General features: G+C 40.6%; 10 protein-coding genes. 3 read left to right on the top strand and 7 right to left on the bottom strand.

What is annotated here, in order from left to right:
• Window positions 1-27: 27 nt before the first annotated feature.
• From galM to A6E03_RS06230, 6 genes are all read right to left on the bottom strand, one after another.
• Window positions 28-1,089: a galactose-1-epimerase gene (gene galM / locus A6E03_RS06255; protein WP_065600419.1), complete on the bottom strand. Its 1,062-nt coding sequence runs from the start codon at window positions 1,087-1,089 to the stop codon at window positions 28-30.
• Window positions 1,090-1,098: 9 nt separating this feature from the next.
• Window positions 1,099-2,259, bottom strand: coding sequence for a galactokinase (galK, locus tag A6E03_RS06250; RefSeq protein ID WP_065600418.1), 1,161 nt, complete (start codon window positions 2,257-2,259; stop codon window positions 1,099-1,101).
• Between the two features lie 178 nt (window positions 2,260-2,437).
• Entirely contained in the window at window positions 2,438-3,490 is a 1,053-nt protein-coding gene (locus A6E03_RS06245) for a UDP-glucose--hexose-1-phosphate uridylyltransferase (protein ID WP_065600417.1), read from the bottom strand.
• Between the two features lie 101 nt (window positions 3,491-3,591).
• Window positions 3,592-4,602, bottom strand: coding sequence for a UDP-glucose 4-epimerase GalE (gene galE / locus A6E03_RS06240; RefSeq protein WP_065600416.1), 1,011 nt, complete (start codon window positions 4,600-4,602; stop codon window positions 3,592-3,594).
• A 245-nt stretch (window positions 4,603-4,847) separates the two neighbouring features.
• Window positions 4,848-6,548 carry a solute:sodium symporter family transporter gene (locus tag A6E03_RS06235; RefSeq protein ID WP_065593441.1) on the bottom strand — a complete coding sequence of 567 codons (1,701 nt, stop codon included), beginning with the start codon at window positions 6,546-6,548 and terminating at the stop codon, window positions 4,848-4,850.
• A gap of 235 nt (window positions 6,549-6,783) precedes the next feature.
• A complete protein-coding gene (locus A6E03_RS06230) occupies window positions 6,784-8,886 on the bottom strand; it encodes an alpha-galactosidase (protein ID WP_065600415.1) in 2,103 nt (700 codons plus the stop codon).
• 247 nt (window positions 8,887-9,133) lie between these two features.
• Between A6E03_RS06230 and A6E03_RS06225 the strand changes: the two genes are divergently transcribed.
• The 3 genes from A6E03_RS06225 to A6E03_RS06215 are packed head-to-tail and all read left to right on the top strand — an operon-like array spanning window position 9,134 to window position 12,780.
• On the top strand, window positions 9,134-10,204 hold the full coding sequence (locus tag A6E03_RS06225) for a LacI family DNA-binding transcriptional regulator (protein ID WP_065593439.1): 1,071 nt from the start codon (window positions 9,134-9,136) through the stop codon (window positions 10,202-10,204).
• A gap of 12 nt (window positions 10,205-10,216) precedes the next feature.
• Window positions 10,217-12,067, top strand: coding sequence for a DUF294 nucleotidyltransferase-like domain-containing protein (locus A6E03_RS06220; RefSeq protein WP_065593438.1), 1,851 nt, complete (start codon window positions 10,217-10,219; stop codon window positions 12,065-12,067).
• A complete protein-coding gene (locus A6E03_RS06215; protein WP_083190328.1) occupies window positions 12,064-12,780 on the top strand; it encodes a 3'-5' exonuclease in 717 nt (238 codons plus the stop codon). Before A6E03_RS06220 ends, A6E03_RS06215 begins: the two co-directional genes overlap by 4 nt.
• 54 nt (window positions 12,781-12,834) lie before the next feature.
• Here the strand turns inward: A6E03_RS06215 and melB are convergent, their stop codons facing one another.
• Complete coding sequence (gene melB / locus A6E03_RS06210; RefSeq protein ID WP_065593437.1) at window positions 12,835-14,214, bottom strand: melibiose:sodium transporter MelB; 1,380 nt, start codon at window positions 14,212-14,214, stop codon at window positions 12,835-12,837.
• Between the last annotated feature and the right edge of the window lie 125 nt (window positions 14,215-14,339).

Below are 14,339 nucleotides of genomic sequence, written 5' to 3'. Positions count from 1 at the left end.
ATTTTTATATGAAGACTAAAAAATCACTTATACAATAAACTGATAACGAGTCTCATGCTGGTAGATTTCACTTGGTCCTAGAAGACAACTAGGGTGATCCCACTCTGGATGATTGATCGCATCAGGTAGAAACTGTGTTTCTAAAGCAATGCCTGAATAATCTTGATATTCTCCCCCAACTCGGTTTGGCGTACTCTCAAGCCAATTACCAGTATACAACTGCATAGCCGGCTTACTGGTTGAAACATGCAAAGTCACCAAACTATCTGGAGACGTTAAACTCGCAGCACACTCCCCTTTTGCACAGGCTTTATCAAGCACAAACGAATGATCATAGCCCTTGGCTTTTTCTTGGTCTTTATCGAGCATGAAGTCTTGGGAAATAACTTTTGGATCCGTAAAGTCGAAATTGGTATTTTTTACCTTTTTCCACCCTCCTTTAGGTATACCAAACTCAGTTGTCGGTACAAACTGCTCTGAATTGATACTTAAAATATGATCCAATCCAAGGAGTCCACTGTCTGCACCAAGCAAGTTAAAATAGGCGTGATTGGTTAAATTAATCGGCGTTGATTTCGTTGTATTGGCGCTATAACTAATCACGACTTCATTATCGTCGCTAAGTTGGTATTTTACATTAACGGTTAATTCACCTGGAAAGCCTTGATCACCATCCGGTGAAACTAGGCTAAATTCAACGCAATTTGTTGCTTCTTTAACCACTGCCCAGCGACGTTTATTAAATCCTTCTGGCCCACCATGCAACGTATTTCCAGCTTGGTTTATCTCTACCTGATATTTAGTATCATCAATGTTGAATTTTCCGTTCGCAATTCGATTCGCATAGCGACCAACGGTAACGCCCATGTAGCTTTGCTGTTTCTCAAAGTCAGCCATTGTCGACTGGCCTAGTAATACTTCGCGTAGTTGACCTTTTACTGGCACTTTACAGCTTAACCACGTTGCACCAATATCCATAAACACGGCGCGCATTCCGTTTTCATTTTTAAGTTCGAATAACTGAGCAAGGCGACCATCACTGGCCGCCTCCTTTGTCATGGTTTCGAACAAGGTTGATTGTTCTGTCATGTGTATTCCTTACAGCACTTCCACTAAACCTGCGCCATTTTTTGCTTGGCACACATAAATAGATTCTTTTAAGCCAGTTGCCGATTCGTACAATTCTTCAACCGCAGCCTTTATTTCATCAACCAATACTGGTGGAACTAATGCAACGATGCAGCCACCGAAACCACCACCTGTCATGCGAACGCCGCCATTCTCACCAATCACGTTTTTAACGATATCAACTAGCGCATCGACTTCTTTAACTGTGATTTCAAAATCATCACGCATAGAGGCATGGGATTCTGCCATTAATACAGCCATACGTTTCATATCGCCAGACGCTAACACTTTTGCAGCTTCTTCGGTACGATCATTTTCTGTAATCACGTGACGCGCACGTTTTGCGACCATTTCATCTAATTCATGTGCTTTTGCGTTGAACTCTTCAATCGTTACGTCACGCAGTGCTTTTACACCAAAGATTCGTGCGGCTTCTTCACATTGCTCACGGCGGGTGTTGTATTCAGAATCAACCAAGCCACGTTTTTTGTTTGAGTTAATAATAACCACTGACATGTCTTCTGGCATTGCTACGGCTGTTGTTTCTAAAGAACGACAATCCAATAACATTGCGTGGTTTTCATTGCCTTCTGCTGACACCATTTGATCCATAATGCCGCAGTTACAACCTACAAATTCATTCTCTGCTTGCTGACCATTTAGCGCGATTTCTGCTTGGCTGATGTTTAGGTTATACAATTCTTTGAAGGTTTGACCAATAACGACTTCTAATGCAGCTGATGAACTAAGACCAGCACCCTGAGGAACATTACCTGAGACTGAAATATCTGCCCCTTTGAATTCAAAACCACGACCAATTAAACATTTCACTACGCCACGAATGTAGTTTGCCCACATTTTTTTTTCTTGGAATGTGATCTCTTGAGTGATATCAAACTCGTCAGTTTCATTACCATAATCTACCGATACGACACGAACGATATTGTCATCACGCTTTGCTGCAGCCACTACCGTTTGGTAGTTAATCGCACAAGGCAATACGAAACCGTCATTGTAATCGGTGTGTTCACCAATTAAGTTCACACGACCCGGCGCTTGAACAATGTGCGTTGGAGCATAAGAAAGTACGGTATTGAATGCGTCTTTTACGTTTTTAATTAAGTTTGTCATGGCTATTTCCAAATTTTAGAGTTGTTATCTTTGTTATTTCAAAGATGTCTTCAAATATTTTTATTGATTAGAATTCAGATCGGTCGCAAGCTCCCTTGCAGAGTTCAGAGTCATTTTTTGTGAGTGTTATATTCATCACAAGCACTTCTGAACTCTTTAAGCGAAGCGATCTACTCTTTTAAAGATCTTTATAATGCACATCGCTCACATCACGCAGTTTTTGCGCGGCTTGCTCTGCGGTTAAATCTCGTTGGCTTTCGGCTAACATTTCGTAGCCCACCATGAATTTACGAACCGATGCAGAGCGAAGCAGTGGCGGATAAAACAGTGCATGCAGTTGCCAATGTTCAACGTCTGTGCCCTCTTCAAAGAAAGGCGCGTAATGCCAACCCATTGAGTATGGGAATGAGCACTGGAACAAGTTGTCGTAACGGCTGGTTAGTTTTTTGATTGCTAACGCCAAATCATCACGTTGTTCATCTGTCAGTTCACTCATACGACGAATGTGTGTTTTTGGTAATAGCATGGTTTCAAATGGCCACGCTGCCCAATAAGGTACAACGGCAATCCAATGTTCAGTTTCTACAACCGTACGCTCGCCATCGTTTAATTCTGACTCTACGTAATCAACCAATAGGTTTGAGCCGTGTTCTTGGTAATATTCTTTTAGGTGCTTTTCTTTACGTTCAATCTCGTTGGGTAAAAAGCTGTTTGCCCATACTTGGCCGTGTGGGTGCGGTTGAGAGCAGCCCATTGTCTCGCCTTTATTCTCAAATGCTTGTACCCAAACGTACTCTTTACCTAACTCTTCAATTTGGTCATTCCACGTTTCAATTACATTACGAATTTGACCTACTGGCAGCTCTGGTAATGTTTTACTGTGATCTGGAGAGAAGCAGATAACACGACTTAACCCACGAACGCCTTCGGTTCTAAATAAGGTATTTATTGATTTTGGCGCTTCAGGTGAATCCGTCATTAGTGCGGCAAAGTCATTACTGAATACGTAAGTGCCTTTATAATCTGGGTTGGTATCACCAGAGATACGATCATTGGTTGGGCATAAGAAACAGCCTTTGTCATATTGTGGTAACTCAGCCGTTGATGGTTTTTCATCTTGACCACTCCACGGACGTTTCGCACGATGTGGCGAGACTAAAATCCACTGACCCGTTAATGGGTTATAACGGCGATGCGGATGATCTACTGGGTTAAACTCAACATTTGACATAATTTTTATACTCAATTCTTTAAAAATGATTAGCTAATTCAAGGGGGATACTCTCTTATAAGTTTCCTCCCTGAAGCCTTAAACCTGAAACCTTAGCTCTCTCAATAACCCTTTGGATTATTCGACTGCCAGCGCCATGTATCCGCACTCATTTCCATTACATTGCGAGTCGCTTTCCAGCCTAATTCTTTCTCTGCTTTTTCAGTGCTTGCCCAACATTCAGCAATATCACCCGCACGACGAGGACATAAAGTATAAGGAACTGGCTTACCTGAAGCTTCTGCAAACGCCTCAACCATTTCTAAAACACTTGAACCTTTACCTGTGCCTAAGTTGTAAATATGAAGGCCTGATTTTTCACCCACGGCTTTTAGTGCGGCGATGTGTCCATCCGCTAAGTCCATTACATGAATATAATCACGAACGCCTGTGCCATCTGGTGTTGGGTAATCATTCCCAAATACAGACAATGATTCACGACGACCAACCGCAACTTGAGCAATAAATGGCATTAGGTTATTTGGAATGCCTTGTGGATCTTCTCCCATGGTGCCAGATGGATGCGCGCCTACTGGATTGAAATAGCGAAGTAAGGTAATGCTCCAATCGTTCTCTGCATCAAACAGATCTGAGAAACACTCTTCAACCATATATTTACTGCGACCATAAGGATTTGTAGTTGCGCCAGTTGGCGAGTTTTCAGTAATAGGAACAATAGCAGGATCGCCATAGACGGTTGCTGATGAACTAAATACGATGCTTTTTACATTCGCTTTTCGCATTGAACGAGCCAGCACCAATGAACCATTAACGTTGTTGTCGTAATACTCTAGAGGTTTTGCAACAGACTCACCCACGGCTTTTAGACCAGCAAAGTGGATCACCGATGAAATAGTGTTTTCAGCAAAAATACTATCTAGAAAGGCTTCATCACGAATGTCCCCCTGATAAAAGACAGGACGAACTTGAGTTAACGCTTCGATACGATCAAGCACTGCGACTTTGCTGTTTCCCAAGTTATCCAAAATGATAGGTTCAATGCCTGCTTCAATCATTTGAATACATGTATGGCTACCGATATAGCCCATTCCGCCTGTTACTAATACTTTCATGATTAACTCTTCCTACTGAATTTTCATCAAGTCTATCAGCGAATTTAAACGAATATCGTGATCACTTTCAAAAAATGTAAACGTTTACACTAAATTGTTCATTTCATCAAAACTAATAAATAACACGGCTTCGCTCTGTCTAATTGGAAAATAAAAAGACAAAAAAGAAGCCGTAATAACTTACGGCTTCTTTGACTTAAGAACACGATATTTTTAAGGGGGAATATCGTAAGGTGATAACAACGTTACTCTGCTTGCAATGCCATTTTCTTACGTTGCTTGAAAATGCGTCTAAATATACCAACAAACATCACCAAACCACACACACCGTATACTTGCATGAAGAAAGGGTCATCCGATATAAAGCCTACGTTCGAGAACATAACATACGCGCCAAGTACCATATAAAGTACAATGGCTGACGCTTCAAATCTGAACTCCCAAGGAGTTACATCCATGCTTTCATTCACTGGCATCACATAATCGGTATCACGCGGCATAAACATACCAATCAAGAACATCAGTGCAGTACATACCACAAACAAAATCGCTAACTGATGTAAGAAATGCAGTGGTGTTTTGAAGATTAATTGCATTGCAGCATAAGAACTAACGAATACAACCAGAGCGACTTTCGCTGCAATTGCAGGTACACGCTTTGAAATATAGCCAACAAATACAATCGTAAAAATTGGAACACTAAAGAAACCGGCAACCATTTGTAAATATTGAAATAAACCTTCAGGTGCAAACATAATAAACGGTGAAATACACACTGAAATAATCGCAATGAACACACCAAAGATACGGCCTTTGCCTACTAATTCCTCATCGGTTGCATTTTGACCAAATAGGGGTTTGTATACATTAAGTGCAAACAACGTTGTCGAGCTATTTAACACGCCGTTAAACGTACTTAAAATAGCACCAAACATCACGGCAACAAAAAAACCAACCAGCGGTTTTGGTAACACTTCATTGACTAAACGCGTATACATTGTATCTGGGTTACCAGCGTTAGCACCAAACATATGGTAAGCAATGATGCCTGGAATAATCAGGAATAACGGCGAAATCACTTTAATTGCCCCCGCCATGATCACCCCTTTTTGCCCCTCTTTTAAATTCTTAGCACCTAACGCACGTTGAATGATCGATTGGTCTGTACCCCAGTAATATAAGTTAACCAATAATAGACCCGTAAATAACGTAGAGAATGGCAGAGGATCCGTTGATGTACCGACTGATTGCAGTTTCTCTGGCGCTGCGGTTAATACCGTATCTAACCCAGACATAAAGCTGCCGTCACCAAGAACCATCAATCCAAAGACAGGGATCATCAAACCACCAATGATCAAACCAATGCCATTAATGGTATCCGCAATAACGACTGCTTTTAAGCCGCCATAAATCGCATAGAAGAAGCCTAATAACCCAATTGTCGCTGAAATAATCGCAATCGCAGTAAATTCAGAAACACCCAATAATCCTTGAACATCAAATATTTCACCAAGTACTACTGCGCCAGCGTATAAGGTTGTAGGCAAAATATTAATCACATACTGGCACAAGAATAATAAAGTAACGAATTTCTTTACCGACATGTCATAGCGGCTTTCTAAGAAATCAGGAATGGTGGTGATCCCTTGTTTTAGATAACGCGGGACCAACAACAAAGCAATAATCACAAGCGTGACGCCTGACGCCACTTCCCAACCCATAACACTCATGTTATGCGTATATGCTTGAGCACTCATGCCTACAAAACTGGTGGCACTTAAATTGGTTAGGATTAACGAACTGGCAATTAACCCACCCGTTAGACTTCGACCGCCTAAGAAATACCCGTCTTGTGACTTATTTTGCGTGTTTTTTACTTTGTTATAGGTATAAAACCCAACAAAACCCGTAAAGAGAAGAAATGATAGAAATACTGTGATGGACATTTTTTTGCTTCCTTATAGCAATCACAGTAAGTAAGTGATCAGAAATAGCGTAGGAAAAATGCTTGAGAACAAGGTGAAATTTTTAAATAAATAGTTATTCTACAATCAAAAATTTCAACACCGTTATCGAGCATTTTAACCAGCTAGAATGACCAGTTATTTACTACAATTGGTATTAATTCATAGTATTAATAGGTGGCAGCCAATGCCGCCACTCATTATGTATGGTGCTCGCTTATATTTTCTTTAACGAAACAATAAGCGCAGATTCAGGATCAAGGATTGGTAATATCAAACCGATTTCTTGTAAGTTATTACCCGTTAGCGTTAATGTTTGATCTAACCATTTTGGTGCTTGTTTCATTAATTGGAAGCTGGCTTTAGGCATCTCAACTAATGTCACTTCATATTTTGCATCCGCATCAACACAGGTCATTCGTAGTGGCGATGGTAACGCATAACTTGGCATCGCTAATTGGCATACCGTAACAATGGTTTCATCTTCACCTTGAACGCCATAAACGTATTGATTTTTGTCAGCAACATCCATGCGGAAACTACGACCAGAATGCAATAAATGACGGTATTTTTTATGTAGTGCAATGTAATGAGAGAACGCGGCTTTCTCTTCCATTGACTCTTTTACTGGATCAAGTTCTACGCCCATGTGCCCACCCAATGCCGTCACACCGCGCATATTAATATGATGCTGACGATTGGTGGAATGACATTCAGCAGGGCCAATGTGTGCGCCCATTACCTCTGGTGGGAAGAAATAACTCATACCACGTTGGATCGTTTGTCGCTCTAGTGCATCATTACAATCCGATGCCCAGAAACGGTGTGTACGTTTCAAAATTTCAAAATCGATACGGCCACCACCAGAAGAACACGATTCGATTTCAACGCTTGGGTGCTGTGCCAATAATTGATCGACTAACGCATAAAGCGCCTTGGTTTGACCATGAACGGCAGGACGACCATTATGACCTGGTTGAACCAACTCACGGTTCATGTCCCATTTTAAATACGTAATGTTATAGCGTGTTAACAACTCATTTAAACGGTCAAATAGGTATTGGAAACACTCAGCATTCTGCAAATCCAATACGTGCTGCCAACGACCAGAAGGTTGATGATATCCCTCTAAACCAAGCATCCACTCTGGGTGATTACGGTATAAATTGGAATCTTTGCTGACCATTTCTGGTTCAACCCATAATCCAAATTCCATGCCTTTTTCGTTAACGTGAGCTATCACAGGCTCTAGACCATTGGGGTATTTTTCTTCATCTAAATACCAATCGCCTAACGCAGCTTTATCATCATGACGACCGACAAACCAACCATCATCAATAATGAAACGCTCAACGCCCATCTCTGCCGCTTCTGTTGCCATTTGCATAATGTATTCAGGTTTATGATCAAAATAGATCCCTTCCCATGTATTTAAATGCACAGGACGAGGTTTATCCGCTGGGAACGAAATAATGTTTTGACGAACATACTGATGGAAACGTTCAGAGATCCCGTTCAAGCCATTGCTGCTATAACAACCATATAACCAAGGCGATTGATACGTTTCATTTGCGCCTAAAATGCACTCGCCTGAAAACAGTAATTCACCTGCTTGAACAAAACGACGACCATCGCTACGCACATCCGCACGCAGTTCATGGTTTCCACTCCAACCTAAATGGAAGCCCCACACTTGCCCCTGTTGCTCACTAAATCCATGTTCTCCCACAAACAAGCCTGGGAAGTTTTCATGCGACGTACGGCCGCGGCGGTTCTGTTGCATAAATCCGCCATGTTCAAGAGGTTGACGTTGTGTCTGGAACTCTTGACACCAGCGACCGTGAAACGTCATTAATTCATTAGCATGATTTGGTAATGGTAACGTCGAAGACAATTTACCTAAGTAGTAATCTGATTCACCTCTGTTGGTAACAGTAATGCGTTTTTTTACGACATCTGAATCGTGGTCTATATGCAATTCAACCAACAATTCAAGCAGAGCAACCTCATCACGCAAGGTAATTTGAACCGATTGACCATCCACTTGTTGATCAACAATATGGAAAACTGGAGCCCAATCCATGCCATGTCGGTGCCCTTCAATACCTGGCGCATTAAAATGACCACGACCAAGTTCAGGACAAAGAGACAAAGGCACATCGATATCAAGACGAGCTTGTGAAATTGGTCGCTCTATCGCAAACAATAAATCGCTATCAATCTCATTAATTTTACCGCCCCAGTGAATGATCTCAGGGATCAAATCTACTTTGATAATAATGCTGTGATTTTTACTGCTTAAATGAATCAACTTATCCATACTACTTCCAAATTGTTTTCGTAAACAAACTATGGTTGCATTGTGTTCTTTTGATGGCTTTTTTCTAGCTACAGCTGCGATTAATGTGATCTTAAAGGCACTAAAAACCAACCAAATGTGCGCTTGATCTTATTGTTTTCGAAAACAATATTTTTTGTTATCTCGACAATTATTTGAACCATACTACAGTTTTAATAAGAGTCTCGTGTTACCTTCCTATTATGATAACGAAAACAAGAAGAGATAAATGACAGTCACCTTTAAAGATGTTGCTAAATTGGCGGGAGTTTCCACTCAAACCGTATCACGAGTCACTAACGGGTCAATAAATGTTTCCGAAAACACTCGTGTAAAAGTCAATAAAGCCATTAAGCAACTTGGGTATATTCCCAACAAAAGCGCTCAAATGTTAAGCCGCTCAAAATCAAATGTGATCGGCCTAATCACTCTGGAAATGTCACTCCATGGGGCAGCCTTAATCGCTAACGGCATTCGATTACAAGCGCACGATATGGGGTATGGCACTGTCTTTTCTGTCGTAGATACTCCCTGCTTAGAAAATATTCAAGCTTCTATACATGAGCTTATTTCACAGCAAGCCACCTGCATTATTTTGAATATCCCATTAACGGCAACCGCTGCGGAACAGTTAGTTGAGCAATACCCTCATTTACATTTTGTGTTTATTGACGTACCAGAAGAGAGCCGAGTGCATTATGTATGTTGTGACCATCAATCAGGAGCGCAATTAGCGACTCAGCATTTATTAGACACCCAACATCAACAGTTTTTATTGATAACAGGACCACAGGCCTCAAGCGCATCAATGTCTCGTTATCAAACCTGGCTATCTGTTCTAGAGCAAAATAAATTACAGCCAGTAAACACGGTAGAAGGTAACTGGCAAGCAAACAGCGGCTATCTTGCCGTTCGAGAGACGGTCGCAAATCAAATTACGTTTGACGCTGTATTAGTGGCGAATGACCAAATGGCTTTAGGCGTATTAAGAGCCCTAAATGAACTCGGACTCACTGTGCCTTCTCAAGTATCGGTTATCGGATTTGATGATATTAATGACAGCGCCTATTTCACCCCCCCACTCACCACGGTGAAGCAGCACTTTCTTGAAATAGGTAAAGAGGCGGTAATTATTGGTTTACGTTCCGACGAACAAGACAGTTCCGAACTTATTCAACGTAATCTTGATGTCGCCTTTGTTCAACGTCAAAGTACCGCACCAAGAACAAAAAAAACGTATCAAAAAGAAAATCTTGTTCGTTTATTAAATGACATAAAACATTTATTACCTGACGCATAATGTGAGCATCTAATGCAAGATCCTTTAATTCAAAACATCATTGATTTTATTTCACACATTGATCCCTTTACACGTCTGCCTAAAACGATAGTCGAGCGTATCTCATCAAAAATTCGCATTATCTATTTGGCAAAAAATGATGACCTTGACTCATCAACTCAAGAGCATCAACAATATTTGTATCTTATCCGCACAGGTGCTATCGAACAAATTAATCAAGATGGTTCATTACGCTCACGTTTAGGTGAAGAAGATGTGTTTGGTTTTAGCTTATTAAAAAATACGCATGGCTATCAGATCAAAGCGATTGAAAGTTCGTTACTTTATTTAATTCCCATTAGCGTCATTCATGATATACAACACTCACACCCTGAATACTCACATCTGTTTGACTCAGAAACAGAAGTGCGCATTAACTCTGCGATAAATGCCGTATGGTCAAATAACGATAACAATCATTTTTTAAATAGTATTCAAGATGTCTCCACTTCACACACTCTTGAAGTAGATAGGAATGAATCGATTTATGAGGTAGCGCAACGTATTCGTCTCGGTAAAGTCTCTTGCGTCGTTGTTACGGATAAAGACCGTTTAGTGGGAATTGTCACGAATGCCGACATGACTGAAAGAGTGATAGCAGATGCGCTCGATATTCATCAGCCAATACATCATATTATGACAGCAAATCCCATCACCATTTGCGCTTCTTCTTTGATTTATCAAGCCATTATTACCATGATGCAATCCAACATTAAGCATCTTCCAGTGATGGATGGTCACAAAGTCGTCGCGTTAGTCACCTTGCCTTTGTTACTACAAAACAACCGATTACAAGCGATATTTTTTATAGATAAAGTCAAATCAGCACACAATGAAAACGAACTTTCTCAATACGCCTCTCAACGCCAAGTCATTTTTAATCAGTTAGTTAAAGATAAAGTTCCTGCCGCTGTGATCAGCCAGATCATGACCATTATTATGGACACTTATAACCAACGCCTGATTGATATTGCGATTGATCGCCTAGGTCAACCACCCTGCGAATATGCATGGATTGTGGCTGGTTCTCATGCACGTAATGAAGTACACATTTCCTCAGATCAAGACAGCGCTCTGATATTATCGGATGATGCAACATCACAAGATAGATTGTATTTTCAACACCTTGCAATGATAGTAACAAAAGGCATGGACAGCAGTGGCTACAGTTTATGCCCAGGAAAATTCATGGCTGTAACACCAAAATGGTGCCAACCGTTATCGATATGGAAAGCCTATTATAAAAAATGGATCGTCAATCCTGAATACGCTTTTTTACTGAATCTTAGTGTATTTCTCGATACCAGAGTCATCGCAGGTAATGCATCGTTTCTTCGTTCAATCCAAGACGAAATACAAGATCGAACTTCCAATCCCTATTTGCTTACCACGCTATTTACTGATTCATTACAACACCGAGCGCCATTAGGCATTTTTAATAATTTAATTTTGGTAAAAAACGACAACAATGAAAAAACGCTGAATATTAAACGGCACGGAATTAACATTATTGTCGACTTGGCCCGCTTATATAGTTTAGCCGCAAAAACATCGGAGCCAAATACCCGTGAACGCTTACTGATTGCCAATCAACAAGGCTTAATCAGTGATGGGTCACTAAAAAACATATTAAGTGCGTACGACTTTTTATGTAATTTCCGCTTTTCATATCAAGCTGATGCTATTGCCCATGGTCAGCAACCGGATCATCATATCAACCCCAATTATTTTGGGAGCTTTGAGCGACAACACATTAAAGACGCCTTTCGCTTAATTGACGATTGGCAAAAAGTCACCAAAGTAAATTTAGGATTATTGGTATGATCTCTTTATTCCAACGCCAAACTTCATGGCAAAAGCTCATTAAACACAAACGAGAATACCTAGCTAAAGAGGCCCTAACAGAAGAGATAAGATCTGCACTCAATTTTTCATTACCACTAGGGACAACATTAATTAAAGACTTGTCTTTTCTTGTTTTTGATTTAGAAACAACCGGAGTGAATGCCCAAAATGACCAAATATTAAGTATCGGCTGGGTAGAGATAAACCAAGGCAAGATAGATCTGTCGTCCGCTCAACATTATTACATTAATCATGGCCACGACGTAAAAAAAGAAACCGCGGTGATTAATCATATTACGCCAACCATGCTGGCTGAGGGATCCCCATTAAATGAGGTCTTATCGCTGTTTCTAGCAGCCGCAAAAAATCGAAGTCTCATAGTGCATGGCAAATCAATTGAACACGCTTTTTTAGCGCATAACACCAAAACGTATTTTTCATTGCCTCCCCTGCCTTTTGTTTGGATTGATACGCTTTCAATTGAAGTCAACATTGCCAGAAAACTGGGAATAATGACGCAACAAAGCCAGCAATTGCATCGGGTAAGAGAGCGCTATAAATTACCACGCTATGCCGCACATAATGCCCTTATTGATTCGTTAGCAACGGCTGAATTATTTTTAGCTCAAACACAGAAAATATTAAAAAAAGAAAACCAAACCATTGATCACATTTATCAGTATTCACAATAAAAAAAGGCCGCTCCTTTAACAGCAGCGGCCTTCTTTTTTTTAGATTAAATATAATTAAGCTTCAACTGCTTTTTGAGTACTCGCTTTCACTGTTTCTTCACCCTCAACTGCTTCAGGGTTAAAACCATCATGTAAACGGTAATAACGGTGATACACCAAGCCACTCACCGTCATTAGAACTGCAGGAACACCTGCCATCATAAAGTGAAGTCCCATGATAGTTTCTGCTGATTGCGCTACATTTGGAATGTAACCAACAATCGATAACCCCATACCTACGATAAAGCCACCTGCCGCACCCGCAAATTTCACAAGCATCGTTTGAACTGAGAAGATAACACTCTCACTACGACGACCCGTTTTGTATTCACCGTAATCCACTACATCCGCTAGCATTACTGTTTGCAATGCATTCGCAATACCTACACCAAACTTGATTGCAGCACCAGCACAACCGATTAACAGAACATTACCAGGAGAAACAACACCCATAAGAATAAGAAGCACACAAGAAACCACAGGGAAACCACACGCCATTAACCACAAGTATTTACGAGGAAAGAGTGTCGCTAAGCGCGGGAACAAAAAGACGCCAGCCACTTCAGCAATACCTGCAACCATCATATAAACTGGAAATAACTCAGGGTTACCTAACGCATAAGTGAAGTAGTAAATAGCAAAGCCACCCACTAATAGGTTAGCAATTTGAAATGATAATATCGTACCAATCAACGCTTTTAATTGATCATTTTTACCAATGATAACCAATACATCTTTAAAGCTGAATTTCTCTGCTTTTACGCTTGCTTCTGTTACTGGCTCTTTTACATTACGAGCAATTAAGAAGGCGCTTAGTACAAACAAAACCGCAATTAGCATCGCAACATTAAAGAAACCATCACCTTGATTGCCGTTACCTAGTTCACCCACAATATGTAGACCATAAGTACCGGTAATGAACCATGCAAGACTGGCAAATAAACGAGGCCATACAACCAGTTTTTCACGTTCTTGACGAGAACTTGATAGCGCAGGGATCATTGACCAATAAGGAATATCCATAATGGTGTAAGTTAAGCCCCAAAGGATATAAGCCGCTGCCGCATAAATGTATAACGCAGTGCCTTCAAACATGTGCGTACTAAAAAGACCGACAAGTACGATTGCATTTAAGAGCGTGCCAATCACAATCCAAGGACGAAATTTACCAAATTTAGAACGAGTATTATCAACAATAACACCCATCATCGGATCAGTAATAGCATCGATAATACGAGCTGCTAAAAAAATCGTTCCCACAAACGCCGCAGACAAACCTGCCACGTCGGTAAAATAAAACATTAAAAATATATAAATTGGCGCACAAGCAAAATCTTTACCTAATGCACCAAGACCGTAAGAAAGTTTAGTTTGTAGAGTAATTTTTTCAGACATCTTATATTCCTTTCCGATGGTGGAAGTTCTCTTTTTAACTAGAGATTCATTCCTACTTAATTGATGATGCCATGCTACCTACTCCGTAACCATTATACCGTGACCAAAAACCACTTTATGGAAAC

The organism is Aliivibrio sp. 1S128 (genome assembly GCF_001691065.1).
Taxonomy (GTDB): domain Bacteria; phylum Pseudomonadota; class Gammaproteobacteria; order Enterobacterales; family Vibrionaceae; genus Aliivibrio.
This window is presented reverse-complemented; position numbering and strand designations above follow the sequence as displayed.

What these genes read in the sequence shown, in the direction of transcription:
- galM (WP_065600419.1), bottom strand. Translation starts at nt 1,089, where the DNA reads ATGACAGAACAATCAACCTTGTTCGAAACCATGACAAAGGAGGCGGCC.
- galK (WP_065600418.1), bottom strand. Translation starts at nt 2,259, where the DNA reads ATGACAAACTTAATTAAAAACGTAAAAGACGCATTCAATACCGTACTT.
- A6E03_RS06245 (WP_065600417.1), bottom strand. Translation starts at nt 3,490, where the DNA reads ATGTCAAATGTTGAGTTTAACCCAGTAGATCATCCGCATCGCCGTTAT.
- galE (WP_065600416.1), bottom strand. Translation starts at nt 4,602, where the DNA reads ATGAAAGTATTAGTAACAGGCGGAATGGGCTATATCGGTAGCCATACA.
- A6E03_RS06235 (WP_065593441.1), bottom strand. Translation starts at nt 6,548, where the DNA reads ATGTCCATCACAGTATTTCTATCATTTCTTCTCTTTACGGGTTTTGTT.
- A6E03_RS06230 (WP_065600415.1), bottom strand. Translation starts at nt 8,886, where the DNA reads ATGGATAAGTTGATTCATTTAAGCAGTAAAAATCACAGCATTATTATC.
- A6E03_RS06225 (WP_065593439.1), top strand. Translation starts at nt 9,134, where the DNA reads ATGACAGTCACCTTTAAAGATGTTGCTAAATTGGCGGGAGTTTCCACT.
- A6E03_RS06220 (WP_065593438.1), top strand. Translation starts at nt 10,217, where the DNA reads ATGCAAGATCCTTTAATTCAAAACATCATTGATTTTATTTCACACATT.
- A6E03_RS06215 (WP_083190328.1), top strand. Translation starts at nt 12,064, where the DNA reads ATGATCTCTTTATTCCAACGCCAAACTTCATGGCAAAAGCTCATTAAA.
- melB (WP_065593437.1), bottom strand. Translation starts at nt 14,214, where the DNA reads ATGTCTGAAAAAATTACTCTACAAACTAAACTTTCTTACGGTCTTGGT.